Origin of the sequence: Bradyrhizobium sp. SZCCT0231 (genome assembly GCF_018130245.1) — a bacterium.
GTDB lineage: Bacteria > Pseudomonadota > Alphaproteobacteria > Rhizobiales > Xanthobacteraceae > Bradyrhizobium > Bradyrhizobium japonicum_F.
The window spans coordinates 18581-45297 of the sequence record NZ_JAFCKP010000028.1; the positions used below are offsets into that span (position 1 = coordinate 18581).

Here is a 26717-nt window from a genome sequence, read left to right on the forward strand (position 1 = left end):
ACAGATCGATCAAACGGCTTCTGGAATCGACCTTGCGCATTCTCTGCACCAATGACGACGGCATCCACGCTCCCGGCCTCAAGGTCGTGGAGGAGATCGCGCGTGCCTTGTCGGACGACGTCTGGGTGGTGGCGCCCGAGCTCGATCAGTCCGGCGTGTCGCATTCGCTGTCGCTGAACGATCCCTTGCGCCTGCGCGAGGTCGGCCCGCGGCACTTCGCCGTACGCGGCACGCCGACAGACTGCGTCATCATGGGGGCCCGCCATATCCTGGGTGCCAAGCTGCCCGATGTCGTGCTGTCCGGCGTCAACAAGGGCCGCAACGTCGCCGAGGACGTCGTCTATTCCGGCACCATCGCCGGCGCGCTCGAGGGCACCATCTTAGGGTTGCCGTCGTTCGCGCTGTCGCAGGAGTTCAGCGTCGAGACCCGCGAGCGCCCGCCGTGGGACACCGCGCGCAAATTCGGGCCCGACATCCTGCGCAAGGTGATCGCCGCCGGCGTTCCGAAGGACACCGTCATCAACGTCAACTTCCCGTCCTGCGCGCCGGAGGATGTGCTCGGCATCCGCGTCACGCGCCAAGGCAAGCGCAATCTCGGCTTCCTCAGGATCGATGAGCGCAGGGACGGCCGCGGCAATCCCTATTTCTGGATCGGCTTCGAGCGCACCGCGATGCTCGACACGCCCGCCGACGGCACCGATCTCGCGGCGCTGCGCGAGCGCTATGTCTCGGTCACCCCGCTCAGGCTCGACCGCACCAACGAAGCGTTTTCGGAAGAGCTGAGCCTCACGCTGAAATAGGGCTAGCCGCCGCGAAGCGCGGCTTCGATGGTCTTGCCGAGCGCGTCGAGCTGAAACGGCTTCTGGAGCGCCGGCCGGTCGCGGTACTGCTCGGGCAGGCCGGAGGAGCCGTATCCGGTGGCGAAGATGAAGGGGCAGCCCTTGGCCTTGATGACATCAGCCACTGGCGAGATGACCTTGCCGTTGACGTTGACGTCCAGAATGGCGAGGTCGAACTCCGTGGATTGCGCAAGCCGCATGGCCTCGGTGATGTCGCCCGCCTCGGCGGCAACCTTGTAGCCGAGCTCTTCCAGCATGTCCGCGACCATCATTCTGATCATGACCTCGTCCTCGACGAGGAAAACAGAGCGGCCCGAAAGCCCTGTCGCAGTCATAGGAGAGTCCTTGCCCATTCTCGCGAACGTTCGCAGATAAAGATAAGCGACGCAATGCGCGTTTCGGCGAACCCAAACCTCCAAATGGCTTAGCGCGTTGATAGCTCGATTGTGGTCAAATGCTGCGCCGAAAGGCTATCATGAGTTCCTGAGCAGGAACAAGATTCTCGTCTCGGGTTCTTGCGGTGCAGTACGGCGATCCGCCAGACGAGATCAGCAATAGCAGCAGCAATGACGTCCCATCAGCACGCGCCGGAAAAGATGATGTTTCAGCTGACGCTGAGGCGTCGGGGCATCAGCGATCAGGCCGTGCTGCGGACCATGGAGGAGGTGCCGCGCGAGCTTTTCGTCGACGAGGCCGATCGCGACGGTGCCTATCGTGACAGCGCGCTGCCGATCGCCTGCGGGCAGACCATCAGCCAGCCGTTCGTCGTCGCCTATATGACCGAGCAGCTCCAGCTCCGGAAGCAGCACCGGGTGCTCGAGATCGGCACCGGCTCCGGCTACCAGGCTGCCGTGCTGTCGCGGCTCGCCGGCCAGGTGCTGACCGTCGAGCGCTATCGCAAGCTGGCCGATGCCGCACGCGCCAGGCTCGAAAAGCTCGATTGTCACAATGTCGAGGTGATGCTCGGCGATGGCCTCAACCTGCCGCCCAATATCGGGCCGTTTGACCGCATCATCGTTACCGCCGCGATGGAGCGGATTCCCGAGAACCTGATCGAGCGGCTCGAGGTCGGCGGCATCCTGATCGCCCCCGTCGGCCCGCATCAGGGCGTTCAGACGCTGACCCGCCTGACCCGCAGCGAAACCGGGATCGAGCGCAAGGAACTCGTCGAGGTCCGCTTCGTGCCGGCACTGCCCGGCGTGGCGCGGGAGCTGTAGAATCCCGGATCGGCTGTGCCGCCAACATCTTATTGGGAGGGTTAAGCCGTTATTTACTCGGCGCGTGTTTACTTAAAACACCAGTTCTGTTGCGTACGAGTGAGTAACCATGTCTGTCGTCGCCGAGTTGCTTTACTCGCGCCGCGTGCCGCAGGTCGCGGTGCTGGCGCTGATCTCCTTCAGCTTTGCAGGGTGCAGCGCCGACATGTCGTCGCGGCTGTCCCAGTCGAATTTCTCCAACCCGTTCGCCTCTGACCAGACCGGTTCGGTGCAGCAGGCGCCGCCGCAGCAGCCGCGTGAGCTGCCGCAATATGCGCGGCCGCAGACGCCGCCCGGTTACTATCAGTCGCAGCCCTTGCCGCCGCCGGCAGTGTCCGCGCCGCAATCCTATCCGGTTGCGGGTGGCGGCGTGTCCGGTGGCGGGCGCGGCGTCAGCTCCTATGCGCCCCCGGCGCAGCCGCACCTGGAGACCACAGCCACGGTGCCGCCGCGCTCGGTTGCGGCCGCCCAGCCGGCCGGGGGGGCCAAGATCATCGTCGGCACCAGCGACACGCTCGACGTGCTCGCCAAGCGCTATCACGTCACGCCACAGGCGATCCTTGCCGCCAATGGCTACAAGGGCCCGCGGGCGCTCTCGCCCGGCCAGCAACTGATCATTCCGCATCCTGCGACGGCAGCTGCACCGGCGCCCGCGATGGCTCCCGTCGCGGCAGCGCCTGCCGCGAAGCCGGTTGCGGCCGTCGCTGCGCCGCCGAGCACGCACTTCGTCAACCGCGGCGACACGCTCGCGAGCATCGCGCGCAAGAACCATATCTCGGCGGCAGAGCTCGCCCGTGCCAACGGCCTCGACCCGTCTGCAAAACTCAAGCTCGGCACCAAGCTGACCGTGCCCGGCGCCAAGACCGCGGCCGTCGCGGTGCCGGTTGCTGCGGCTCCCGTCGGGGCTGCTCCGGTGGCAGGAACGCTCCAGCCCGTAGCGGCTGCTCCGGCGCCCGCCACCAAGATGGCCGCTGCTGCCGCGCCCGTGCAGAGCGCGCGCCTGGCTCAGGCCACGGCCAATGTCGAAGAGAAGCCCGCCGAGACGCCGGCGAAGGCCGCGGAGGCCACCGGCGCGCTGCCGACCTTCCGCTGGCCGGTGCGCGGCAAGGTGGTCACGAGCTACGGCGCCAAGACCAATGGCAAGTCCAATGACGGCATCAATCTCGCGGTGCCAGAGGGGACGCCGGTCAAGGCGGCTGAAGACGGCGTCGTCGCCTATTCCGGCAACGAGCTGAAAGGTTACGGCAATCTGGTTCTGGTTCGGCACTCCAACGGCTACGTCACCGCATATGCCCATGCGAGTGAGCTGTTGGTGAAGCGCGGCGATACCATCAAGCGCGGCCAGGTCATTGCCAAGTCGGGTCAATCCGGGGAGGTGGCGTCGCCGCAGCTCCACTTCGAGATCCGCAAGGGATCGAGCCCGGTTGACCCGCTTCAATTCCTGAACGGGGCGTGAGGCGCGGGCCCAGAGTAGGGGCACGCCATCACCACAAGCACACTGTCGTCGCCCGGCTTGCCGTCTTCGCTGCAGCTTCGCCGGCCCAACACCGGAGTGCCCGGCGAAGCCTCGTGGCGAAGCCGGGACCGGGCGACCCAGTATTCCAGAGACGGTTGTTGTTGAGTCGATAAGCCGCGGCGTACTGGATTCCCCGCCTGCGCGGGGAATGACAGTTGTGGTGGGGTAAGACTGTTCGCTAGTTCGCCGTCAGCTTCACGCCGAGCCGTCCCGCCAGCTCCTGCACGAACTGCCAGGCGACGCGGCCGGAGCGCGAGCCGCGCGTCGTGGACCATTCGAGCGCTTCGCGCTCCAGCGCCTCGTCGTCGATCTTGATGTCGAAATGGCTGCAATAGCCGCGCACCATGGCGAGGTATTCGTCCTGGCTGCAGCGGTGAAAGCCGAGCCAGAGGCCGAAACGATCCGACAGCGAAACTTTCTCCTCGACCGCTTCGCCGGGATTGATCGCGGTCGACCGCTCGTTCTCGATCATCTCGCGCGCCAGCAGATGGCGGCGATTGGATGTGGCGTAGAGGATGACGTTCTCGGGCCGGCCCTCGATGCCGCCTTCGAGCACGGCCTTGAGCGACTTGTAGGAGGCATCGTTACCGTCGAAGGAGAGGTCGTCGCAGAACACGATGAAGCGGAAGGAGGAGGCCCGCAGCTGCTCCATCAGTGCCGGCAGGCTCTCGATGTCCTCGCGGTGGATCTCGATCAGCTTGAGCTTGTCGGCCGGTTTGCGCTCCGCATTGAGGCTGGCATGCGCTGCCTTCACCAGCGACGACTTGCCCATGCCGCGCGCACCCCAGAGCAGGGCGTTATTGGCCGGCAGGCCATTGGCGAAGCGCTCGGTGTTCTCCATCAGGATGTCGCGCATCCGGTCGACGCCCTTGAGCAGGAACAGCTCGACGCGGCTGACCCGCGGCACCGCCGCAAGGCGCCCGTCGGGGTGCCAGACATAGGCATCCGCCCGTTCGAACGACTCAGCCTCGGCCGCCGGCCTGCCCTGGGCGGAGAGGTGCGCCGCAATGGTCTCCAGCGCGCGGACGATGCGCTCCTGGGAGAGGTCCGGGGCTGTCTTGGCGACGGCTTTGGAGGCTGCCGTGGGGCGTTTTGCCGCGACGCGGGCGGGCTTCCTGGCAGGGGTGAGGGGGCCTTTGCCGGCCGGGCTTTTGTTTGGTTTTTTGGGCATGTCCGAAGTTCCTGAGAATGCAGCCATATCGGGCCTCACGGCGCGCCGCAAGGTGGCCCAAAAGGGCAGTCTGGCAGCGTTGCAATTGGGGCAATGGCCGCTATAGTCCGCGCGAATTTGACCGAACCGGTCGCCTCTTAGGGCCTGACCGGCTTTCCCCCGTTTCTCACGAGGATCGTCCGAATGTTGATTACCCCTGCGTATGCCCAGGCCGCGGGCGCCGGCGACACCAACAGCATGTTGATGTCGCTGCTGCCGTTCGCCCTGATCTTCGTGATCATGTACTTCCTGATTCTGCGTCCGCAGCAGAAGAAGGTGCGCGATCACGCCGAGCTCGTGAAGAACATCCGCCGCGGCGACACCGTCGTGACCTCGGGCGGCCTCGTCGGCAAGGTCACCAAGGTCGTCGACGACGACCAGATCGAGTTCGAGATCTCCGATGGCGTGCGTGTGCGGCAGATGCGCCAGATGATCTCGGGCGTGCGTGCCAAGGGCGAGCCGGCGAAAGAAAGCTCGAAGGAAAGCGCCAAGGACGACACCGCGGCGAAGTGAGAGCTTCACCGCGAGTCTCAAGTCTCCTGATCTGACAGGTCCAGTCGATGTTGTATTTCACGCGGTGGAAGGCGCTGGGGATTATCCTCACGGCGCTGATCGTGTGCCTCTGCGCGGTCCCCAACTTCTTCCCCGAGGCGCAGGTCAAGACCTGGCCCGCCTGGGCGCAGCGCCGGCTCGTGCTCGGCCTCGACCTCCAGGGCGGCTCCTATCTGCTGCTCGAGGTCGACTCCGCCTATGTGAAGAAGGAGCGGCTGGACCAGATCCGCGACGACGTTCGCCGGACGCTGCGCGACGCCAAGATCGGCTTCACCGGTGGCGTCACCGTGCGCAACGACGCCGTCGAGGTTCGCATCACCAAGGAGACCGATGCGCAGACCGCACTTGCCAAGCTGCGGGAGCTGTCCCAGCCGCTGGGCGGCCTCATGGGATCCAGCGGTCAGCGCGACCTCGAGGTGGCTGATGCCGGCGGCGGTGTGATCCGCCTGAACATCCCGCAAGCTGCGATGCTCGACCGCATGCGCAAGACCATCGAGCAGTCGATCCAGATCGTCGAACGCCGCGTCAACGAGCTCGGCACCGTCGAGCCCGTCATCCAGCGCCAGGGCAACGACCGCATCCTGGTGCAGGTCCCGGGTCTCCAGGACCCGACGCGCCTGAAGGAGCTGCTGGGCAAGACCGCGAAGATGGAATTCCGCATGGTCGACACCTCCGTGCCGCCGGATCAGGCGCAAGCGGGCAGGTTGCCGCCGGAATCCGAGCTGTTGATGAGCGCATCGCCGCCGCCCACGCCCTATGTGGTCAAGAAGCAGGTGCTGGTCGCCGGCGGCGACCTGACCGACGCCCAGGCGAGCTTCGACCAGCGCACCGGCGAGCCGGTCGTCAGCTTCAAGTTCAACACCTCGGGGGCGCGCAAATTCTCGCAGGCCACGCAGGAGAACGTGGGGCTGCCGTTCGCGATCGTGCTGGACAACAAGGTGATCTCGGCGCCCGTGATCCGCGAGCCCATCACCGGCGGCCAGGGCCAGATCTCCGGCAGCTTCACCGTGCAATCGGCCAACGATCTCGCGATCCTGCTGCGCGCCGGCGCTTTGCCGGCGCCGCTCACGGTGGTCGAGGAGCGCACCGTTGGTCCAGGCCTCGGCCAGGATTCGATCGAGAAGGGCGAACTGGCGGCTTACGTCGGCTCGATCCTCGTCGTCGTCTTCATGCTGCTGACCTACCGGCTGTTCGGCGTGTTCGCCAACGTCGCTGTGGCCATCAACGTCGCCATGATCTTCGGCCTGCTGTCGCTGCTCAATGCCACGCTGACGCTGCCCGGCATCGCCGGCATCGTGCTCACCGTCGGCATCGCGGTCGATTCCAACGTGCTGATCTACGAGCGTATCCGTGAAGAGCTGCGCGGCGGTCGCAACGCGATTTCGGCGATCGATGCCGGCTTCAAGCGGGCGCTGGCGACCATTCTCGATTCCAACATCACCACCTTCATTGCCGCCGCGGTGCTGTTCTACATCGGCACCGGCCCGGTGCGCGGCTTTGCCGTGACGCTCGGCATCGGCATCATCACCACGGTGTTCACCGCCTTCACCCTGACCCGGCTGATCGTCGCCGGCTGGGTGCGGTGGAAGCGGCCGCAGAGCGTGCCGATCTAGGAGCCTGATCGTGATTCACACCGTTCTCATCGGGCTCGGCGTTCTCATTGCCGTTCTCACCGTGGTTGCGGCCCTTGGGCTGCTGCCGTCGTTGCGCATCGTCCCTGACGACACGCATTTCGACTTCACGCGCTTCCGCCGCATCAGCTTTCCGATCTCGGCCGCGCTGTCGATCCTCGCGATCGTGTTGTTCTTCACTCATGGACTGAACCTCGGTATCGACTTCAAGGGCGGTACGCTGCTCGAGGTGAAGGCGAAGTCGGGCACCGCCGACATCGCGGCGATGCGCACCACGCTGGACGCCCTGGGTCTCGGCGAAGTCCAGTTGCAGCAGTTCGGTGGCCCCGAGAACGTCCTGATCCGTGTTGCGGAGCAGCCGGGTGGCGACGCTGCACAGCAGGCAGCCCTGCAGAAGCTTCGTGGCGCGCTCGGCGACAGCGTCGACATTCAGCGCACCGAGGTGCTCGGTCCGCGCGTCGCCGGCGAGCTCCTGGCCTACGGCATGCTCGGCCTGATGCTCGCGATCGTTGGGATCCTGATCTATCTCTGGTTCCGATTCGAATGGCAGTTCGCGCTCGGCGCCATGATCGCCAACGTGCACGACATCGTGCTGACGATCGGCTTCATGTCGATCAGCCAGGTCGATTTCGACCTGACCAGCATCGCCGCGCTCCTGACGATCCTCGGCTATTCGCTCAACGACACCGTCGTCATCTACGACCGTATCCGCGAAATGCTGCGGCGCTACAAGAAGATGCCGATGCCGCAGCTGCTCAACGAGTCCATCAACTCGACGCTGTCGCGCTCGATCATCACTCACTTCACGGTGACGCTGGCGCTGCTCGCGCTGCTGTTGTTCGGCGGACACGCGATCCACAGCTTTACCGCGGTGATGATGTTTGGCGTGGTGCTGGTTGGCACCTACACCTCGATCTTCATTGCGGCCCCGATCCTGATCTATCTCGGCGTCGGCGAGCATCGCGAAGATGCGCCCGATACGGCTACGCCGGCGAAGAAAAGCAAGGCATAATCCGAACCTCATGCCCTCGCAGGCGTTTGCGAGGGCAGTAAGCCCATTCGGACGAAGCTCATGGCCGGCGACCCCAACGCTCCGCATTTCCCGCGCTCGGCGCCGATCGATGCCTATGGCAAGGGCGGCTTTGCCTTTGCCGGCATGTCGCATCGGGGATCGCTGCTCTGCCTGCCGGACGCGATCTGGGCCTGGGACGTGACCGACCCGACCAAGATCGACCGCTATTCGCTGGATCGTGTCTTCGCGGCCGCCAACAGCATCGACACGCTCCTGGTCGGCACCGGAACCGGGCTGTGGCTGCCACCGCCGGAGCTGCGTCAGGCGCTCAAGGCGGTGAGGGTGGTGCTGGACACGATGCAGACCGGCCCCGCCGTGCGTACCTACAACATCATGATCGGCGAGCGGCGGCGCGTGGCCGCCGCGCTGATCGCCGTGCCATGAGCCGCCCTGAGCCGCCGCCCGATTCCGTTGCCTTCTGCGCCGATCTCGTGCGCAGCCATGACTTTCCGCGCTACGCCGCGACCCTGTTCGCGCCCGCTGCGGAGCGCCGTGCGTTGCTGGCGCTGTATGCTTTCAACGTCGAGATCGTCCGCGTCCGCGCCCAGGTGAGCCAGCCGTTGCCCGGCGAGATCCGCCTGCAATGGTGGACCGATATGCTGTCGGGCCATGTCCATGGCAGCGCCGAGGGCAATCCCGTGGCAGCCGAGCTGCTCCGCGCTGTCAGGGATTTCGACTTGCCGGTCGAGCCGCTGTCGCTGCTTGCCGAGGAGCACCAGTTCGATCTCTACAACGATCCCATGCCGACCATGGCCGCGCTGGAGGGCTATCTGGCGGCGACGTCATCGGCGCTGCTCGGTCTGGCGGCGCTGGTTCTGGGACCGCCGTCGGAGGCGGTCGAGCATCTCGCCCGCCATGCCGGGCTGGCGCAGGGCATCGTGCAGGTCATCGCCAACTTGCCGCGCGATGCGGCGCATCGGCAGTTGTTCTTGCCGCAGCAGGTGATGGAGAGGCACAATTGCAGCATGGAGGATGTCTTCGCCGGCAAGGAGACACCCAATCTCCATGCCGTGCTGGAGCAGCTTGCGGCTGAAGCCCGGCAGCATATGACAGCGGCTTCGTCGCTGCTGGCGCAGGTGGCGCCGTCCGTGCGGCCGGCGTTTCTGCCGCTGAGCCAGGCACAGGCCGATCTCGAGCGCCTTTCGCGCCCGGGACGCAATCCGTTTACGCTGCAGCCGTTGTCGCGGCTGCGCACGCTCTGGACCCTGTGGCGCGCCTCGCGATCGCGTGAATTTACCAAATAGAGGCTGGCTTATCGCCTGGGCCGGCCAAATGCTCTATGCTGGCCTATGGCTGACTTGTCCCAAAGCACATCCGATCTCGGCGGCTTTCCGGTCGCACCTGAAGACATTCATGCCGCCGCCGAGACGATCCGGGGCGCCGTCGTCGAGACGCCCTGCAGCTACAGCCGCACGCTGAGCAGCATCTGCGGCTGCGACGTCTGGCTCAAATTCGAGAACCTCCAGTTCACCTCCTCGTTCAAGGAGCGCGGCGCGCTCAACAGGCTCACCGCGCTGACGCCGGAAGAGCGCGCGCGAGGCGTGATCGCAATGTCCGCGGGCAACCACGCGCAGGGCGTCGCCTACCACGCCAAGCGGCTCGGCATTCCCGCCACCATCGTCATGCCGATCGGCACGCCCATGGTGAAGATCGAGAACACCAGGCATCACGGCGCCGAGGTGGTGGTCACGGGCGCGACGCTGGAAGAGGCGGCCGCCTTTGCGCGCAGCCATGGTGAAGCGCACGGCATGATCTTCGTCCATCCTTACGACGATCCGCTCGTCATCGCCGGGCAGGGCACGATCGGTCTGGAAATGCTCAAGACGGTCCCGGAGCTCGATACGCTGGTCGTCCCGATCGGCGGCGGCGGGCTGATCAGCGGCATCGCCATTGCCGCGAAGTCGATCAAGCCGTCGCTACGGATATTGGGCGTCGAGGCCTGGCTCTATCCCTCGATGTACAACGCCATCCATGACAGCAATCTTCCGGCGCGCGGCGACACGCTGGCCGAAGGCATCGCGGTGAAATCGCCGGGCAAGATCACCACCGAAATCGTCCGCCGCCTCGTCGACGACATTGCGCTCGTCAACGAAGCCGAGCTCGAGCGCGCAGTCGCGACCCTGATTTCGATCGAGAAGACTGTGGTCGAAGGTGCCGGAGCTGCCGGCCTCGCCGCGCTGATGTCCGATCCGTCACGCTTTGCCGGCCAGAAGGTCGGCCTGGTCCTGAGCGGAGGCAATATCGACACGCGGCTGATCGCCTCCGTCCTCACCCGCGAGCTGGCGCGCGAGGGGCGGCTGACGCAGTTGTCGCTCGATATTCCCGATCGCCCCGGGCAGCTGGCCGCCGTGGCGGCGCTGCTGGCCGAAGCCGGCGCCAACATCATCGAGGTCTCGCACCAGCGGACCTTCTCCGACCTGCCGGCAAAGGCGACGCTGCTGCAGCTGGTCATCGAGACCCGCGACAGCGCGCATCTCGACGAGGTCATGGCGAGGCTCAGCGCATCCGGACTGAGCGCGCGCTGCACCTGAGCGGCGCGCGGCCATGCCGCTATCGCGACGCCAAATCCGAGAGATGACCGATCAGCCGATCGATCTCGGCTTCCGTGTTGTAGTAGTGCGGGGATGCCCGCACGAGCGGCGGTAGCCCGCGGAGTTCGGCATCGATGCGGGTGCTCGATGGGTCCGAAGCGCCGATCGTGATGCCATCGCCGGCGGCGCTGCTGACAATGGCGTCCGCATCGTACCCATCCATCGTGAAGCTGACGATGGCGCCCGGCGTCTGGCCGAGGTCGCGAATGGCGATGCCGCGAATGGAGGCGAGGCCGCTGCGAAGGCGGTCCGCCAGTTGGCGGCAGCGCTGCTCGATCGGACCCATGCCGATGTCGAGCGCATAATCGACGGCAGCGCCGAGCCCGAGCCGGGCCGCGTAATTATTCTCCCAGGTCTCGAAACGGCGCGCGTCGCCGCGGAGCCGATATTCATCGCGCGAGACCCAGGGCGCTGCGAAATGGTCGATCATCGGCGGTTCGAGCTGTTGCAGCAGCGCGCGGCGGACGTAGAGAAAGCCCGTGCCGCGCGGGCCGCGGAGGAATTTGCGGCCCGTGGCGGACAGCATGTCACAGCCGATGGTTTCGACGTCGACCGCCATCTGCCCGACCGCCTGGCACGCGTCGAGCAGATAGGGAATGCCATGCGCCCGCGCGATCCTGCCAATTGCCGCGGCGGGATTGACCAGCCCACCATTGGTCGGAACCCAGGTGATGGCGATGAGTTTTACCCGCTCGTCGATCATGCGTTCGAGCGCGTGCAGGTCGAGCTCGCCGCTGGCATCGCTCGGCACGACGTCGATCGTCGCGCCGGTTCGTTTCGCAACCTGAAGAAAAGCGACATAGTTGGCGGCGTATTCCGCCTCGGCCGTCAGGATGCGGTCGCCCTGGCGGAACGGCAGCGCGTAGAACGCCATCTGCCAGGCAACCGTCGCGTTCTCGACGAGCGCGATCTCGTCGGGCGCGGCATTCAGCAGGCGCGCGACCGAGCCATAGACCGCGTCGAGCCGATCGGATTCACGGTCGGCAGCGGCATAACCGCCGATCTCGCTTTCGAGGTCGATATGCTGTTTCATCGCCGCGCTAACCGGCGTCGGCATCAGAGCCGCGCCGGCGTTATGCAGGTATGCGAGCCGCGAGGCGGCCGGCGTCTCGGCACGTATCCGGTCGATGTCGATCACTTGCGCCTCCGCTTCTCGCGATCTTCGCGCATGAATTAGACGCCTCGAGGACCGCGAGCAAGACGGCCCGGTTTCGTCTCAGATGCAGAGGCTGAGCAGCTTGATGTGGCAGTTGCTGGATTTGGGCTTGCTCGCCGGAGCAGCCTCGCGCTTCACGGCAACCAGCGGCTCCTTGTCCTTCTTGCCCTTACCCTTGCCCTTCGGCTCGTAGTCGCCGGCAATCACCATGGCCCAATAGGTGCGCTTGCCGCTGGCATTCCTGGCGCTCGCAATGCCGACACGGGAGGCGTTGTGCAGCAAGAGGTTCTTGCGGTGCCCGGAGGAGTCGATCCACTGTCCGAGCGTTTTCTCGAAATTGTCGTAGCCGTAGGCGATGTTCTCGGCGGCGCGCCCTGCGCCCGCCGGTGCGACACGGCGGTTGAACGGGCCGAGTGCGTCATGGCTGAGATCATCCTTCGCCGCCATCGCGCGGGCCTGATCCATGGCAATGCGGTCGAGGGTGGCATCGCGGACCACGCGGACTTCGCCGTGCTTGAGGCGGAAGCTGGAGATCAACTCGGCCGGAGATTCTGCCATTGCAGGGGCGGCCGCAAGCAGCAGCACGCCGGCGATCAGACCGCCAACCGCACGCTGCATCGTCTTCCCCCGAATTCCCATGACCCCCGCCAAGCCCGAATCGTTCGAACGCTTCTCCATCGCCAATGTGGACGCTTCAAGGCGCGGACCCCGCTAGCTCGTTGGCAGGTTCGCCTCGAAATTGAAGCGGTCGCGCAGGTTCTTGCGCTGCTCCAGGATGTCCTTGAGGAAGGCTCGGTCCTGCTCGTTCGTCATCATCGGTTCGATCAGGTCGAGCTGGTTCATGGCGACGAGTTGCAGGACCTCGGTGCGTGGCTTGCCGCTGGTGTTGCGTGGCAGGGCGTGCACGACCTGAATGTGCTCGGGCGGCTTCGGTCCGTTGGCGGCGGCAAGCTCGCTGCGAAGCTGGTCTTCGAGCGCGGCCTGATCGGCTTCGACGAAGGCATAGAGCCCGACGCCGGAGCGGCGGTCGGCAAAGGCGACGATGGCGGCGTCGCGCACGGCAGGATTCCGGCGGATCAGTTCGGCCAGGACCGGCGCGTCGTTGACCAGGCGGCGGCCGCCACCCTCGCGGTCGGTGAAGTTGAACAGGCCGCGGGTGATGGCGCGATAGACCTTCTTGCCGGTGGCAAGCCACAGGCTCGCGGCGAACGACTTCTTCGCCAGGATCTTTCGCTCCCGCGGCGTCAGCGCCTCCGGCGCGTAGGAGCGCTTGTGTTTGAGCAGATGCCGCAGGTCCTCGTAGGCGAGGATGCGATAGAGCCGGCCGCGCCGGTTAAAGCACGCGGCGAGCTGGAAGTCGGTCACATAGGCCCGGCCGTCGCGGCCGACCAGCCAGTTCTGCTCCTTGGCGAGATCGTTGTGGCAGATGCCGGCGCGGCGCAGCCGGCGCAGCGCGGCTTTGGCCGACCGGAAATAGGCGAGATCGCCATGGGGCTTGGCCAGATGCAGTGCGACGCCGTCGACGAAGCCGCGCACCAGAGCGCGGCGTCCGGCCCACAGCAGCTCGGGACCGACGTTGAGGCCTTTGGCGCGCACCAGTGCAAGCTTCTCGCGGGCGAACAGATGGCGTGCCAGCAGGAGCGACCACAATGGCACCTCGTCGAGCCGGCGCAGCACCGCGTCGACCTCGCCGCTCTCGCTGCGGAAGCGGCCGCGCTCGACAGTCGAGAACACGTCGCGCTTGAGCAGCACGCCTTCGGTCCAGCGCGCCGACAGCTCTGCGGCGTCGTCTTTGGGGAGGCTCATCGAAAGCTCACGCGGCGGCGGCAATGCGCAGGTGGTCGGCGATCCAGCGATCGAGGTCGGCGAGCGCTCGTGCGCTCAGCGCCTGCTTCTTGGCCACCGTCTTCTCGTTGCCGCGCAACCGCGTGCCGTCGGGCTTCTTGGTCGGCACCGTCGCAAGCGGCGGAAACAGGCCGAAATTGATGTTCATCGGCTGGAACGAGCGCGTGCCCGGCTCGATGGTCTCGATATGGCCGCCGGTGATGTGGCCGAGCAACGATCCGAGCGCGGTCGTGCCCGGCGGACTGACGAGCGTCTCACCGCGCGCGTCCGCTGCCGCATAGAGACCGGCGATCAAGCCGACGCTGGCGGACTCCACATAGCCCTCACAGCCCGTCATCTGGCCGGCGAAGCGCAGCCGCGGCTGCGCGCGCAGGCGCAACTGGCCATCGAGCAGTTTTGGCGAATTCAGGAAGGTGTTGCGATGCAGGCCGCCGAGGCGGGCAAACTCCGCCTTCTCCAGCCCCGGAATGGTGCGGAAGATGCGCTGCTGCTCGCCGTACTTCAGCTTGGTCTGGAAGCCGACGATGTTGTAGAGCGTGCCGAGCTTGTTGTCCTGGCGCAACTGCACGATCGCATAGGCTTTCGTGGCGGGATCGTGCGGATTGGTGAGTCCGACCGGCTTCATCGGGCCATGCCGCAGCGTCTCGAGCCCGCGCTCCGCCATCACCTCGATCGGCAGGCAGCCGTCGAAATAGGGGGTGTTCGTCTCCCACTCCTTGAACTCGGTCTTCTCGCCGGCGATCAGCGCGGCGACGAAGCCGTCATACTGCTCCTTGGTCATCGGGCAGTTGATGTAGTCGGCGCCGTTGCCGCCGGGGCCGACCTTGTCATAGCGCGATTGGAACCAGGCCACCGACATGTCGATGGACTCGCGATGCACGATCGGCGCGATCGCGTCGAAGAAGGCGAGCGCGTTCTCGTCGGTCAATTCGCGGATGGCGTCAGCCAGCGGCGCAGAGGTGAGGGGGCCGGTCGCAACGATGACGTTGCTCCAGTCGGCCGGCGGCAGGCCTGCGACCTCGCCGCGGGCGATCTCGATCAGGGGATGGTCATTCAGCGCCTTGGTGACGGCCGCCGAGAAGCCGTCGCGGTCGACTGCGAGCGCGCCGCCGGCGGGCACCTGGTTGGCATCAGCCGCGCGCATGATCAACGAGTCGAGCCGGCGCATCTCCGCATGTAGGAGGCCGACGGCGTTGTTGGCGGCGTCGTCCGAGCGGAACGAGTTCGAGCAGACGAGCTCGGCGAGTCCCTCGGTGCGGTGCGCCTCGGTCATGCGGGTCGGCCGCATCTCATGCAGCACCACGGGCACGCCGGATTTCGCCACCTGCCAAGCAGCTTCGGAGCCGGCGAGGCCGGCGCCGATCACGTGTACGATGTTGGATTGGGGTCCTGTCATGGGGCGGACAGGTAGCGCTTTTCGGCGGAGAGTGGAATCGCCGAGATCGAGTTTTCTGCCACCAGATACGACAACGCCCGCACTGGGGCGGGCGCTATCGGTTCGTCCGGTTGAGGGCTGAACGGTATCAGCCCTGATACTGACCGGCAGCAACGCGCGGGATGTCCGAGCGATCGAGGCCGATATCGGCCAGTTCGCGATCACTGAGTTGGGACAGCTCGGCAACATTGCGCTGATAGTCCCGGAAGGCCTGGATCATGCGGATGAGCGAGAGCAGCATTGGTAGTCTCCTGTAGTTCGATTCAGCCTTTGCCTAAGGCCTCATCGTTGAAATGAATATAGGTGAGAGTGGTGCAGTGCGAAAGTTCCGATGTTGCGATGCAGCTAAGCGAAGAGCGCATAGCGCGGGTAAGATACGCTTAACCCTTTGGCGGTCGGCCCGGACGTGCGAGTAAATCCGAGGCATCAAGAGGATAAATGTCCGTGGAATCACGGTGTTAATGCAAATTGAGTGATATCGATCATCATCGAAATATGTTGCCGCTGGGTGGATCCGACATGCGGTCTATCAGCATTTAAACTCAAGTCTTGCCTGCATGATTCGCATGGATGGAGAATTAGTAAAAATGAATAAATGTTCAGTTGTAGAAAATGGCCGCTGATGTCTTGCCTGACCTTCTGATGGTCAGTCAGCCGAGATCGCAGCGATTTACATAAACAGATGCGCCACCGCCTCTGGAGAGGCTGCCGGTGGTCCGGAACTCGGTGTAGCCCCCCGGTGGGCTTAGGGGGCGTGAGCGAGCTGGGTGGCGAAATAGGCGACGGTCTTGGAATAGACCTCGCTCTTGTTCCACTGCTGTAACACCGCAAAATTCGGACTGCCTGGCTGCCAATCCTTGCCTCGCTGCCAGCCATAGCCGGCGAGATAATTGGCCGTGGAGGCGAGCACGTCAGGCGCGTTATGCAGGAGATCGCGCTTGCCATTGCCGTCGAAATCGACGGCGTATTTCATCCAGGAGGACGGCATGAACTGGGTCTGGCCGAGCTCGCCGGCCCAGGCGCCTTTCATGTCGGCTGGCGCAAGATCGCCGCGCTGGACGATGCGCAGCGCATCCATCAGCTCGGCGCGAAACTGCTCGGAGCGCCGGCAGTCATAAGCAAGCGTTGCCAGCGAGCGGATCGTTGCGAACTTCCCGGTGTTGACGCCGAAATCGGTCTCCAGACCCCAGATCGCAACCAAGACCTCGCCGGGCACGCCATAGGCCTGCTCGATGCGCGACAGCACCGAGCCGTATTGCTTCATCCTGTTGGATCCGCGTTCCAAGCGCGGCGGCACCATGCGGCCGGAAAACTCCTCGAAGGTCTGGCTGAAGACCTTTTGCGAGCGGTCGCGGTTGAGCACGCTCTGATCGAGCGTCACGCCGGCAAGCCCGGCAGCAATGGCCTGCTGCGAGATGCCTTTCGCCGCAGCGTCGGTTTTGAAATCCGCAAGCCAGGCGTCGAAATTGCCCGAGCCGCAGGCAGCCGCAGCGAGCGCTGGCTGGGCGGATAGAATTGACACGGAGAGCGCGAAGGCTGCGAGAGCGAGACGAGAATTCGTCGGGGTCATTCGGGTAAATGAATTCCGTGAAGCGATCTGACCGGCGGGGCAATCTCGGTCGGAACCGCGGCCAAAGCAAGGCGCACAACAGATGACGATCCTGCCCGAGGCAGGGCAGGATCGCATGTCACGATATCGTCAGGCGTCCGTCCGGTTTCGCCAAGGGAAGAGGTTGGCCGGGAAATCGGCGGCCGGCTTGCGCGGACGATGCGGCGGGGGCGGCACCGGACGTGCCCCGGGCTCCGACACGATCACCTTGCGGTAGAGATGCCACGTGGCATGGCCGAGCAGGGGGATCACGACGGCGAGGCCGAGAAACGCCGGGATCGTACCAAGCGCCAGCAGCACCGCGACGATCAGGCCCCAGGCCGCCATCGGCACCGGGTTTCTTGCGACAACGCGCAGCGAGGTCACCATGGCCTCGAACGCGCCGGCGTGACGGTCGAGCATCAAGGGGAACGACACGACGCTGATGCAAAGCGCGGCGAGCGCGAACAGGAAGCCGGTGCCGCAGCCAACCACGATCAGCCACCAGCCTTGCTGCGTCGTCAGCACCCGCATCATGAAGTCCGAGAGGCCGGTGACGCCCTCGTAGCCGAACGCCGCGACATATATCGCCTGCGCGGTCGCAACCCAGGTGACGAACAGGGCGAGCAGCAACGTGCCGAGGCCGAGCATCGCGCCGAACGAAGGCGAGCGCAGCACCTCCATGGCATCCCAGGCGCTGGCCGGTTCATAGCGCTCGCGCCGGCTGGAGAGCTCGTAGAGCCCGAGCGCCGCGAAGGGTCCGATCAGCGCGAAGCCGGCAGCCAGCGGAAACAACAGCGGCAGCACCGAATAGCCCATCACCACGCGGGCGAGCACGAGGCCGAGCACCGGATAGATCACGCAGAGGATGATGGCGTGGCTCGGAACGGCCTTGAAGTCTTCCCAACCGCGCCTGAGCGCGTCGTGCAGATCGGACAATCGGATGGTTCGGATCACCGGTCCAGCCGCATCCGAGGGCTGGGCCGTCGTGGGGACATTGCCCTGGTAGAGTGTGGCCATGGTCGCTAGCTCCCTTGCCGGGCGGCCGGGTCCGGCGCCGGAAAACGGCGCAAGCGACCGCCATTCTCTCTCGCGATGCCGACCAGACGCGAATTCCGGACGGCATCGCGAGCTGAAGGGCAACCATACTCCCAAGTCCGAGTCCTGTCCCCCCACGCTTGGGTAAAATTCGTGCCGCGGCGCAACCACGACGAACGTCATTCTGTCGTCATTTCGCCGCAGATAAGCTGATGCTGCTGGTCGTTCGCGGAACTTCGCGGGCGCGACGCGGTAACTTGGTCTATAAGTGCCACTCAACGCCCATCCAACGGATTCCTTTTCGGGGAGCAGACATGAGCATTTTCGGGAAAATCATGAGCGCGATCTTCGGCAGCCAGCCGGCCTCCGCCGCGCCCGCCGGTGGCGCCGCTTCGCCCGGCGCGCCCGCAGGGGCGCCAGGCGCTTCGGCGCCGGCCACTGCGCCTATGGCCGCGGTCGACGTCGCGTCGATCGTCGACAAGGCGGCGGCCGCACATAAGGGCGAGAAGCTGGAATGGCGCACCTCGATCGTCGACCTCATGAAGGCGCTCGACATCGATTCCAGCCTCGCTGCGCGCAAGGATCTCGCCAAGGAGCTGGGCTACAGCGGCGACATGAACGACTCGGCGAGCATGAACGTCTGGCTGCACAAGCAGGTGATGTCCAAGCTCGCCGCCAACGGCGGTAAGCTGCCGCCGGAGATCAAGCACTGACCGAGCGCCGGTCGTGCCGGAAGGGCCCGCGATCTCGCGGGCCCTTTTGCTTTCAGGCGACCAGATCCGCATCCTCCGGATGCCTGTCGAGATAGTCGACGACGAAACCGCAGCCGGCGATCACCTTCCTGCCATCGCGCCGGATCAGGTCCAGCGCGCCCCTGACCAGCTCGGAGCCGATGCCGCGGCCGCGCAGCGCGCGCGGCGTCTCGGTGTGGGTGATGATCACGGCCGACGGCGTCAGCCGGTAATTGGCGAAGGCGATGTCGCTGCCGGTATCGAGCTCGAAGCGGCTCCTGTCCTTGTTGTCGCGTACCGAAGCCGCCATGCGGGATCCTTTCGAAATGCAGATTGCCTCCTGATCTAGCAGGCTATCGACCCTTGCCAAGGTGAGACCGAGGGAGATTGGCGCAGAGGAGATATATGCAAATGCGCGTCGCTGTGACCGCAGTGCAATATGGACATCGCGCCTTGCGAGCATGGTGCGGCGCCCGCAAATAATCCCCGATACCGCCCTTGCAAGCCGAACTTCGGTTCCCACGTCCTAGAAAGGACATACGCCCGAATGCGGTCGGCAGGGTCGCTAGACATTCGGAGTGTCATGATGCCAGCCGCAGACGTATGCCTCTTGTGCAGGAGGGTACGATGTCGGACTCTGGTTTCTTCAATACTCACCGAACATGGGAAGACTGGTGTGGGATGCTGCTGGGCGCAGTGATCGTGGCTTCGCCGTGGTTTCCCGTCCAGGATCAGGCGATCACCGGACACCAGACGGCCGTCCTGAACACGGTCGCGATCGGTCTGGTCGTGTTTGGCATCAGCCAGCTCGAATATGTCGCCTTGCAGCGCTGGCAAGAGGTGACGACGATCCTGGTCGGACTGTGGCTCATCGCCTCGCCATACGCGATCGGCTATTCCGGTGAGGGCTTTCTCCGCATCTATCACACGAGCCTCGGTGCGGTGGTGGTGCTGCTCGGCATACTCCAGCTGTGGCAGGACTGGAATATGAATGATCAGGACCTGCTCAAGCACGGACAATAGGCCGTAGATATCGGCAGGCCCGCCGGCCACGGGCGGCGGGCCTGCGCATTCACCGTGTTACGAGATCCGCATAGTCCGGGTGCTTGTCGATCCACGCCTTCACGAAGGGGCATTGCGGGATCAGCTTCAGTCCGTCGGCGCGGACCTGATCGAGCGCGCCTTGCACCAGCTTCGAACCGACGCCCTTGCCTCCGAGCTCCTTCGGCACGTCGGTATGTTCGAACGTGATGACATTGCCGTCGAGCTTGTAGTGCTCGGTCGCAAGATGGCCTTCCACCTCGAGCTCATAGCGGTGATGGGCTTTATTGTTGATGACGTCGCTCATATCGTTGCCTTGCAGCTGTAGTCCTCGAGCGCGAAGTCGTAACGCGCGATCCGGCCGGCGGGTTTCGATCTGACGCCGTTCGGTTCAATCGGTCGCTTTGGCCAGCCTGGAATCTTCGGCCTGAGGCTGCGGGCGGAGGCAGCCCTGGCAGATGACCAGGGAGCGGTTGACCCTGGCGTCCCGTTCGGCCTCGGTGTCGTCCTGCGCCTGCCACCATTCCTTGGAATAGGGCTGAAGCCCGGCTTGCGATCCGCCGCGCTCGGAGCGGGCAGCGGTTCGTGTTGGTTGGGAGGTAGCGCGCGGCCGATTGGGATTCTCACCGGCGCCATCCCAGGCATAACGCGCGGGCTTGAAGGCGGGATCGGAAGCCAGATGCGTCTGTGGCGCCACGGCACATCCGGCGAGCGCCAGCGACAACAGGAGGAGGGCGGACGCTTTGACCATGATGCGGCACTCTGTACGCGAGAACTGAGCGAGGGTGCGCCGGTCATGTTTAAAATTCCCTGAACGATTGCACTTGTGGCAGGGACCAACGCCAATGCGATATCTGACTCTCTTGCTCACCTTGCTCGTGACCGGCGCGCGGGCCGACGACGCAAGGCCATTCAATCCAGCCGACTATCCAGCCGGCGTGCAGAATGCGGTAGCGCCGTTCGCGTTCAAGCAGCCGTAGGGCTGGTCCGCGGCAGCCGGCCTTGCAGGGGCGCTGGCGTTGGCGATAAATGGGCTGCAATGAGCGGGCGGCTCGCGTGCCGTCCGCACTCGAAGAGGAAGCCCGATGCAGCCCCTGCGCATGTCCCGCCGCGTCATGAATCTCGCCTATATGCTGACCCAGAATGCGCGCCGGCATGGCGCGCGCCCCGGCTTCGTCTGGGGTGACAGATCCTGGACCTGGCGCGAGGTCGATGCGCAGGTCTCGGCGCTGGCCGCGGCGCTCGCCGCGCGCGGCATTGCAAAGGGCGACCGCATCCTCGTCCATTCCAAGAATGGCGATGAGATGTTCGTTTCGATGTTCGCCGCGTTCCGGCTCGGCGCGGTCTGGGTCCCCACCAATTTCCGCCTGATGCCGGATGAGGTCAGCTATCTCGCGCAAGCCTCCGGCGCCAAGGCGTTCCTGTGCCATGTCGATTTTCCCGAGCACGCCGCGGCGGTGAAAGGCGGCACGCTGCAATTCACCTGGAGCATCGACGGCAAGGCCGCATTCGGCGAGCGCTCGGTGGCTGACGCGATCGCCTCGCATGCCGGGGCTGTTGTGGAGAATGTCGCCGTCGAGCACGACGATCCCTGCTGGTTCTTCTTCACCTCCGGCACCACCGGCCGCTCCAAGGCGGCGGTGCTGACCCACGGCCAGATGGGATTCGTCGTCACCAATCATCTCGCCGATCTGACGCCCGGCACGACGGAGCAGGATGCTTCGCTGGTGGTGGCGCCCTTGTCGCATGGTGCCGGCGTGCACCAATTGATGCAGACCGCGCGCGGCGCGCGCACCGTGCTGCTGCCGACCGAGAAATTCGACATCAACGAGGCGTTCCGCCTGATCGAGGCGCATCGCGTCAGCAATCTCTTCACCGTGCCGACCATCCTGAAGATGATGATCGAGCATCCCGCCGTCGACAAATACGATCATTCTTCGCTGCGCCACGTCATCTATGCCGGCGCGCCGATGTATCGCGAGGACCAGAAGGCGGCACTGAACAAGCTCGGCAAGGTCATCGTGCAGTATTTTGGCCTCGGCGAGGTCACCGGCAACATCACCGTGCTGCCGGCCGCGCTGCACGATCCCGAGGACGGTCCGCATGCGAAGGTCGGCACCTGCGGTTTCGAGCGCACCGGCATGCAGGTCTCGATCCAGGATGACGAGGGCCGCGAGCTCGAGGCCAACCAGAGCGGCGAGATCTGCGTGATCGGGCCCGCCGTGTTCGCCGGCTACTACGACAATCCGGAAGCCAATGCGAAGGCGTTCCGCAACGGCTGGTTCCGCACCGGCGATCTCGGCCACATGGACGAGGAGGGCTTCGTCTACATCACGGGACGTGCCTCCGACATGTACATCTCCGGTGGCTCCAACATCTATCCGCGCGAGATCGAGGAGAAGATTTTGACCCATCCCGCGATCGGCGAAGTGGCCGTGCTGGGTGTGCCGGACGCGACCTGGGGCGAGGTCGGCGTTGCAGTCTGCGTCGCCCGCGAAGGCGCGAAGCCGGTGAGCGAAGCCGAGATGGCGGCGTTCCTGTCGCCGAAGGTGCCGCGCTACAAGATGCCGAAGCGATTCTTCTTCTGGGACGCGCTGCCGAAATCCGGCTACGGCAAGGTGCCGAAGCGCATGGTGCGCGATGAGCTCGAGGCGCGCGGTCTGCTCGATCTCGACAAGACCAGGGCAGGCTGAGCGAAGGTGATGCGGAGTATCAAGCAGCCAGGCCCGCCCGCCGCCGAACGCATTCAATGGGTGGAGGCGAGGGGACGTGCCTTCACGTTCACGCTTCAGGCAGGTGTGCCGCTGCTGGAGGCTGCGCGGCGCGGCTTTGCCGCGGAGGGCTTTGCCGGCGGCGTGCTGAATTTTCGCCGCGGCGCGCTCGGGCCGTTCGCCTATGTCATGCCGGCACTGTCGAAGACCGGCGAGAACGCGGCGTTCTACAGCGATACCTATCGGCCCCAAGGCATCACACGCACGAAGCTCGGCAGCATGACGCTGGGCTCGCGCGACGGCGCACCGTTCTTTCATTGCCATGGGCTGTGGACCGAGGCCGACGGCAAGACGAGCGGCGGCCACATGATGCCGGACGAGACCGTCGTCGCCGAACCGTTCGAGGTGGAGGCCTTCGGTCTCGATGGCGCGATGTTCACCGCCGAGCCCGATCCGGAGACCAATTTCAAGCTGTTCGGACCGGTGCCGGCCGAAATCACCGGCGCGCGGACGACGAGCCGCGCCTTCGCGCTGCGGCTGCGACCCAATCAGGACTTTGCCTTCTGCCTCGAAGATTTCTGCCGCGCGCACGGCATCGCGCGCGCGAAGATTCATGGCGGCGTCGGCTCGACCATCGGCGCGCACTTCAGCCATGGGGGCGTGACCGAGCCGTTTGCCACCGAGCTGGCGATCACGGCTGGGACGGTCGCCCCTGGTTCCGCCGGAGCGCCGGAAGCGGTGCTTGACGTCGCGCTGATCGACTACACCGGAGGCATTGCGGAGGGCCGCTTGGTCCGCGGCGACAATCCCGTGCTGATGACCATGGAGCTGGTGCTCGAGGTGCAAGACTAGTATCGATCGGGCGATCGTCAGCGAGCGCGTAGTTTGGCAATGGCCAGGTACGTGGATTCGCTCATGCCCGATAGGCCCGAGCTCGATCCTTGAAAGAGGTTGAGCAAGGGAGATTGCGCCTGGCTCGTGCTCTCGCTGTTCTTGATGTCATACATGGCTGAGAAGCGATTCAGCAGCTTCGCGACCTTCGCAGGATCGGACAGATCCTTGATCTTCATGAATTTGTCCACGTACTTGGCCTGCTGGTCGATCGGCATCGCCGCCATCTGGTCAGGCAGATTGAAGGTGGTTCTGAACACCTCCGAAAGAGCCTTGTCGGCGAGGATGTCGTATGCCGACGTGATGTCGCCCGCCTTTCGCTGGAAGTAGAGCGCCAGCCGGACGCCGGGATTTGTTTCCCCTTGCTGCTGCTCCAGGCTTTGCTGAAGATAGCTCGCCTGTGTTTCCCGGAATTGATCCCGCTTCTGGGGACCCATCATCGGCAGGCGCGCGACGTTGCCCTTGCTGTCGAAATTGAACGACGCCACGATGTCGGCAAAGCGGGAATCGCTCTGCGTGTTCGCAAAACTCTTTGGATCGTTCAGGTCGGAGGCGAAGATCTTCTTGAGGAATTCGGTGCTGACCTTCCTGGGGTCCAGACCCTTGGCCAGGAGAATGAAATCGACCATCGGCCTGTTTGCAAGAAGATCGGACACGCTGTCGATACCTGCGATCGCCTCCCGATAATCCGTCGCATCCTTGGTGGCTTGTGCCCGCACGGCCGCCTGCTGCTGGGGGCTCGCCGTGCTTGCGCTTTTCACCGCTGAAATGACGTAGTCCTTCGTAATCTCGAGCACTTCGGCGGCGTCCTGAGCCACCAGGGGGGTGGTCAGATTGCCCTTTGCATCGAAGTTGAAGGCGCGGGCGAGCTGGACATAGCGATTGTCCTTGAGGGTATAGACGTAGCTCTTGGGATCGCTGAGGTCGCTTTCGAGAACGGCCTTGATGATGGCCCGGGTGACCTCCTTGGGATCGAGGCCGACGGCGCCCAGCGCAAAATTGTACACGTCCGGTTTCGACAGGAGCGCGTCGAGCGAATTGACGGTGAGAAGAGCCGTCCTGAATTGCCTGATGGCAAAGGCCTCGTTGAGCGGGCTTGCCGCCGCATAGACCGCGGCCTTGCTGTCGTCGAACCGCTGTTTCGCGATCGTGACGTTTGCCGCAGTCTGCGCGGACACGCCTGGCGGAAGTGACCCGTCAGGCGAAAACTCGAACGCGCCGGCCAGATCTACTAAGTCACCTATCGTCGCGATCTGGTCGCTGAGGCTGGCTACGCTCTTCGTGTATGATTCCAGATGATATTTTTCGACCAGGATCTGGACCTTCAACTGGCTCACGTCGGCGCCAGGTTGCGAGAGTTGGGCCGTGTAGTCGGCGATCTTCGTGTTGGTGGCGCTCACGTCCGATTTGGCTTGAGCTAGCTGGGCGTTGAGGCCGGTCAACTGGGACGCGAAGGTGGTGTTGACGTAGCTGTTCGGATCGGACGGATCGCTGCGCAGGACCTGACTGATCGTGTCGCGCGGCCACTTGCTCTGATCGATCCCGTATGCCGAATAGACATAGTTGCGCAGACGGTCGTTGTTCAGAAGCTCGTCTGCGCTGCCGATCCTGCCGATTTCGGTGCTGTAGTATTTGGAGTCGTCGGCAAGTGCGTCGACCAGGTTCTTCTTGGTCGCCGTGTAGAGACCGATCATCTCGTCGGTCTGGTTCTCCGATTGTGCGACCGGCGTGCTGCCGGCGAAGGAAAATGCGGCGGCAAACTCCCGGTAACGCTTGTCGACCAGCTTGTTGACGAAGCTCTTGGAGTCGTTGAGGTCGCTCTCCAGCACCTGCTTCATGAAGGCCTTGGCGTATGCCATGTCCTCCAGGCCATACGCCTTCATCGCATAATGATACAGGCGGTAGTCCTTCATCAAATCGTCGACGGTCTTCACCTTGCCGATGTTGGCCTTGTAATAGGCGGCCTCCCGCGCGACGTCCGGTTGCTGTTCGACCCGGGTGAGGGACTGCTTGAGATTGCGCGTGATGTAGCTGTAGCTGAAATACGTCGTCACCATCGCGGCATTCCTGGCGGCCTTGCGGTCCCGGACGTCCGGCAATCATTGCGGAGTCGCGAGGTGGGAGCTGGCCTCATGCCAGCAGATTGACTCGTAGCTACGTCTTCCCGGGGCGGTTTCGCAGCGCAACCTGAGGTATCGCTCCGCGCCCGAGTGACGTAGGTCGGGTTTGTGTCTGGTTGTTTCCTGATGTTTCGCAAGTGCAGCTTTCGCGAAGGTTGTGTTCTTGATATGTTCCGGTTGAGGATGGCCGGATTGGAGTTGGCATGAGCCGAAGAAGCAATCGAACGATCAACCTGCCGGCGCCATACCTGAAACGGGTCTGGCTCGATCCGTCGCAAGTGCGCGATCGCGAAGCCTATCCGTTCTGCCTGCCGATCTTCCCGGATGATTTCGAGCTCAACTTCGACGCCGCCATCACCATCATCGTCGGCGAGAACGGGACGGGGAAGTCGACGATCCTGGAAGGGATCGCCGCGCTCGCCGGTTACGACGATGCCGGCGGCGGCAAGGGTTACATGCCGGTCGATCATTCCGAAGCGCGCGAGAAGATGGGCGGCCAGCTCTCCAGGGCGCTGCGCGCAAGCTGGCTGCCGAAGATCACCAATGGCTGGTTCTTTCGCGCGGAGAGCTTTTTCTCGGTCGCGCGATATCTGGACAAGGCTGCGCGTGACGCCGGCCAGGTCGGCCCCGATTTCCTGTCGCACTCCCACGGTGAAGGCTTCCTGCGCTTCTTCGAAGAACGCTGCCAGCGCCAGGGCATCTTCATCTTCGACGAGCCGGAATCGGCGCTTTCGCCGGCGCGTCAGATCGAATTCCTCAAGCTGCTGCGGCGCATGGAAGACTCCCGCATCTGCCAGGTCATCATGGCGACGCATTCGCCGATGCTGATGGCCTATCCCAACGCGCGATTGCTGCGGCTGGGGAAATATGGCCTGGAGCCTGTTACGGTGGAGCAGACCGATCATTACCGGGTGATGCGCGAGTTCTATGCGGATCCGCGCGGATTCGTGGGGGCGGCGCTGGCAGAATGATTGACTGCAATCGCCACATTCGCTCTCCCCGTTGTCATTGCGAGCCAACGGGTCCGCGCGAAGCGCGGCCCGATGACAGGCTCCGCGAAGCAATCCAGATTCTTTCCGCGGCGACAATCTGGATTGCTTCGTCGCAAGGGCTCCTAGCAATGACGGAGTGTGAAGTGGCAACATTTTCCACTTTCGTGTCCCGGACAAGATGCAACGCGTGAGCGTTGCGGCGCAGAGCCGGGACCCAGGGAGTCTCAAGTATCGCTGCTGCATGCGCCCCGGCTCTGCAGCGCACCGCTGAAGGGGCGCTGCGCTGCGTCCGGGGCACGAGAGCGGAGTTCATCTTCATATTCGAATCTAGATCGCATGCACGGTTTCCCGTTCTCGCGGCACATCGCGCCCGAGCTTTGCAGTCGTCATCACCCTCAAAAGTGCCGAGGGCGCAGGGAAGGCCGCATAGGCGTTAAGGTAGCGCAGGCATGGATTGATACCGACGTTTTCGGGGAGGCTCGCGCAGGTGCCGCCCAAGCGC

Annotated in this window: 28 protein-coding genes; 15 read left to right on the forward strand and 13 right to left on the reverse strand. The window is 64.5% G+C overall.

Annotation, left to right across the window (positions count from 1 at the left end; genetic code table 11):
• Positions 1-32: 32 nt before the first annotated feature.
• Complete coding sequence (gene surE, locus JQ566_RS32985; protein ID WP_212380165.1) at positions 33-800, forward strand: 5'/3'-nucleotidase SurE; 768 nt, start codon at positions 33-35, stop codon at positions 798-800.
• A 2-nt stretch (positions 801-802) separates the two neighbouring features.
• Here surE and JQ566_RS32990 read toward each other — a convergent pair whose 3' ends face one another.
• Positions 803-1174, reverse strand: coding sequence for a response regulator (locus JQ566_RS32990; RefSeq protein WP_212380167.1), 372 nt, complete (start codon positions 1172-1174; stop codon positions 803-805).
• 231 nt (positions 1175-1405) lie between these two features.
• On the opposite strand from JQ566_RS32990, the gene JQ566_RS32995 reads away from it, so the two are divergent.
• Positions 1406-2056 carry a protein-L-isoaspartate(D-aspartate) O-methyltransferase gene (locus tag JQ566_RS32995; protein ID WP_212380169.1) on the forward strand — a complete coding sequence of 217 codons (651 nt, stop codon included), beginning with the start codon at positions 1406-1408 and terminating at the stop codon, positions 2054-2056.
• Positions 2057-2165: 109 nt separating this feature from the next.
• A complete protein-coding gene (locus JQ566_RS33000; RefSeq protein WP_212380171.1) occupies positions 2166-3551 on the forward strand; it encodes a LysM peptidoglycan-binding domain-containing M23 family metallopeptidase in 1386 nt (461 codons plus the stop codon).
• Between the two features lie 238 nt (positions 3552-3789).
• Here JQ566_RS33000 and JQ566_RS33005 read toward each other — a convergent pair whose 3' ends face one another.
• Positions 3790-4782, reverse strand: a complete 993-nt coding sequence (locus tag JQ566_RS33005) for an ATP-binding protein (protein ID WP_212380173.1) — start codon at positions 4780-4782, stop codon at positions 3790-3792.
• A gap of 183 nt (positions 4783-4965) precedes the next feature.
• Between JQ566_RS33005 and yajC the strand changes: the two genes are divergently transcribed.
• From yajC to JQ566_RS33035, 6 genes are read left to right on the forward strand one after another with little or no spacing between them, the layout of a single operon-like run.
• Complete coding sequence (gene yajC / locus JQ566_RS33010; protein ID WP_027576227.1) at positions 4966-5334, forward strand: preprotein translocase subunit YajC; 369 nt, start codon at positions 4966-4968, stop codon at positions 5332-5334.
• A 47-nt stretch (positions 5335-5381) separates the two neighbouring features.
• Positions 5382-6986, forward strand: a complete 1605-nt coding sequence (gene secD, locus JQ566_RS33015) for a protein translocase subunit SecD (RefSeq protein ID WP_212380175.1) — start codon at positions 5382-5384, stop codon at positions 6984-6986.
• A 10-nt stretch (positions 6987-6996) separates the two neighbouring features.
• Positions 6997-8016: a protein translocase subunit SecF gene (secF, locus tag JQ566_RS33020; protein ID WP_212380177.1), complete on the forward strand. Its 1020-nt coding sequence runs from the start codon at positions 6997-6999 to the stop codon at positions 8014-8016.
• A gap of 60 nt (positions 8017-8076) precedes the next feature.
• Positions 8077-8460 carry an Mth938-like domain-containing protein gene (locus JQ566_RS33025; protein WP_211401976.1) on the forward strand — a complete coding sequence of 128 codons (384 nt, stop codon included), beginning with the start codon at positions 8077-8079 and terminating at the stop codon, positions 8458-8460.
• On the forward strand, positions 8457-9320 hold the full coding sequence (locus JQ566_RS33030) for a phytoene/squalene synthase family protein (protein ID WP_212380179.1): 864 nt from the start codon (positions 8457-8459) through the stop codon (positions 9318-9320). Before JQ566_RS33025 ends, JQ566_RS33030 begins: the two co-directional genes overlap by 4 nt.
• 45 nt (positions 9321-9365) lie before the next feature.
• Positions 9366-10607, forward strand: a complete 1242-nt coding sequence (locus JQ566_RS33035; protein WP_212380181.1) for a threonine ammonia-lyase — start codon at positions 9366-9368, stop codon at positions 10605-10607.
• 19 nt (positions 10608-10626) lie between these two features.
• Here JQ566_RS33035 and JQ566_RS33040 read toward each other — a convergent pair whose 3' ends face one another.
• The 7 genes from JQ566_RS33040 to JQ566_RS33070 form a co-directional block, all read right to left on the reverse strand.
• Positions 10627-11805, reverse strand: a complete 1179-nt coding sequence (locus tag JQ566_RS33040) for an aminotransferase class V-fold PLP-dependent enzyme (RefSeq protein WP_212380183.1) — start codon at positions 11803-11805, stop codon at positions 10627-10629.
• Positions 11806-11883: 78 nt separating this feature from the next.
• The gene (locus JQ566_RS33045) at positions 11884-12441 is read right to left on the reverse strand and encodes a CAP domain-containing protein (protein ID WP_212380184.1); all 558 of its coding nucleotides are present in this window, start codon (positions 12439-12441) and stop codon (positions 11884-11886) included.
• A gap of 93 nt (positions 12442-12534) precedes the next feature.
• Positions 12535-13629: an AMP-binding enzyme gene (locus JQ566_RS33050; protein ID WP_212380186.1), complete on the reverse strand. Its 1095-nt coding sequence runs from the start codon at positions 13627-13629 to the stop codon at positions 12535-12537.
• A 7-nt stretch (positions 13630-13636) separates the two neighbouring features.
• On the reverse strand, positions 13637-15064 hold the full coding sequence (gene trmFO / locus JQ566_RS33055; RefSeq protein WP_212380189.1) for a methylenetetrahydrofolate--tRNA-(uracil(54)-C(5))-methyltransferase (FADH(2)-oxidizing) TrmFO: 1428 nt from the start codon (positions 15062-15064) through the stop codon (positions 13637-13639).
• A 127-nt stretch (positions 15065-15191) separates the two neighbouring features.
• Complete coding sequence (locus JQ566_RS33060) at positions 15192-15344, reverse strand: DUF1127 domain-containing protein (protein WP_007590701.1); 153 nt, start codon at positions 15342-15344, stop codon at positions 15192-15194.
• Positions 15345-15848: 504 nt separating this feature from the next.
• Positions 15849-16673 carry a lytic murein transglycosylase gene (locus JQ566_RS33065; RefSeq protein ID WP_212380191.1) on the reverse strand — a complete coding sequence of 275 codons (825 nt, stop codon included), beginning with the start codon at positions 16671-16673 and terminating at the stop codon, positions 15849-15851.
• A gap of 129 nt (positions 16674-16802) precedes the next feature.
• The gene (locus JQ566_RS33070; protein ID WP_212380193.1) at positions 16803-17711 is read right to left on the reverse strand and encodes a DUF2189 domain-containing protein; all 909 of its coding nucleotides are present in this window, start codon (positions 17709-17711) and stop codon (positions 16803-16805) included.
• Between the two features lie 332 nt (positions 17712-18043).
• Between JQ566_RS33070 and JQ566_RS33075 the strand changes: the two genes are divergently transcribed.
• On the forward strand, positions 18044-18442 hold the full coding sequence (locus tag JQ566_RS33075) for a DUF3597 domain-containing protein (RefSeq protein ID WP_212380194.1): 399 nt from the start codon (positions 18044-18046) through the stop codon (positions 18440-18442).
• A 52-nt stretch (positions 18443-18494) separates the two neighbouring features.
• Here the strand turns inward: JQ566_RS33075 and JQ566_RS33080 are convergent, their stop codons facing one another.
• Positions 18495-18770 (reverse strand): GNAT family N-acetyltransferase, encoded by a 276-nt coding sequence (locus JQ566_RS33080; protein WP_212380196.1) that lies wholly within the window; start codon positions 18768-18770, stop codon positions 18495-18497.
• Positions 18771-19087: 317 nt separating this feature from the next.
• On the opposite strand from JQ566_RS33080, the gene JQ566_RS33085 reads away from it, so the two are divergent.
• Positions 19088-19483 (forward strand): SPW repeat protein, encoded by a 396-nt coding sequence (locus JQ566_RS33085; protein WP_212380197.1) that lies wholly within the window; start codon positions 19088-19090, stop codon positions 19481-19483.
• A 49-nt stretch (positions 19484-19532) separates the two neighbouring features.
• Here the strand turns inward: JQ566_RS33085 and JQ566_RS33090 are convergent, their stop codons facing one another.
• Both JQ566_RS33090 and JQ566_RS33095 read right to left on the reverse strand, forming a co-directional pair.
• The gene (locus JQ566_RS33090) at positions 19533-19808 is read right to left on the reverse strand and encodes a GNAT family N-acetyltransferase (RefSeq protein ID WP_212380199.1); all 276 of its coding nucleotides are present in this window, start codon (positions 19806-19808) and stop codon (positions 19533-19535) included.
• Positions 19809-19892: 84 nt separating this feature from the next.
• The gene (locus JQ566_RS33095) at positions 19893-20252 is read right to left on the reverse strand and encodes a hypothetical protein (protein ID WP_212380201.1); all 360 of its coding nucleotides are present in this window, start codon (positions 20250-20252) and stop codon (positions 19893-19895) included.
• A 94-nt stretch (positions 20253-20346) separates the two neighbouring features.
• Between JQ566_RS33095 and JQ566_RS34920 the strand changes: the two genes are divergently transcribed.
• The 3 genes from JQ566_RS34920 to JQ566_RS33105 all read left to right on the forward strand — a co-directional run bounded on the left by JQ566_RS34920 (position 20347) and on the right by JQ566_RS33105 (position 23064).
• Positions 20347-20481, forward strand: coding sequence for a hypothetical protein (locus JQ566_RS34920; protein ID WP_283814395.1), 135 nt, complete (start codon positions 20347-20349; stop codon positions 20479-20481).
• Between the two features lie 105 nt (positions 20482-20586).
• Positions 20587-22194, forward strand: coding sequence for an acyl-CoA synthetase (locus JQ566_RS33100; RefSeq protein WP_212380203.1), 1608 nt, complete (start codon positions 20587-20589; stop codon positions 22192-22194).
• 9 nt (positions 22195-22203) lie between these two features.
• Positions 22204-23064, forward strand: coding sequence for a PCC domain-containing protein (locus JQ566_RS33105; protein ID WP_212380205.1), 861 nt, complete (start codon positions 22204-22206; stop codon positions 23062-23064).
• Between the two features lie 17 nt (positions 23065-23081).
• On the opposite strand, the gene JQ566_RS33110 is transcribed toward JQ566_RS33105, so the two are convergent.
• Positions 23082-25160, reverse strand: a complete 2079-nt coding sequence (locus JQ566_RS33110) for a DUF1217 domain-containing protein (protein ID WP_212380207.1) — start codon at positions 25158-25160, stop codon at positions 23082-23084.
• Between the two features lie 266 nt (positions 25161-25426).
• On the opposite strand from JQ566_RS33110, the gene JQ566_RS33115 reads away from it, so the two are divergent.
• The gene (locus JQ566_RS33115; protein ID WP_212380209.1) at positions 25427-26194 is read left to right on the forward strand and encodes an AAA family ATPase; all 768 of its coding nucleotides are present in this window, start codon (positions 25427-25429) and stop codon (positions 26192-26194) included.
• The last annotated feature ends 523 nt before the right edge of the window (positions 26195-26717 follow it).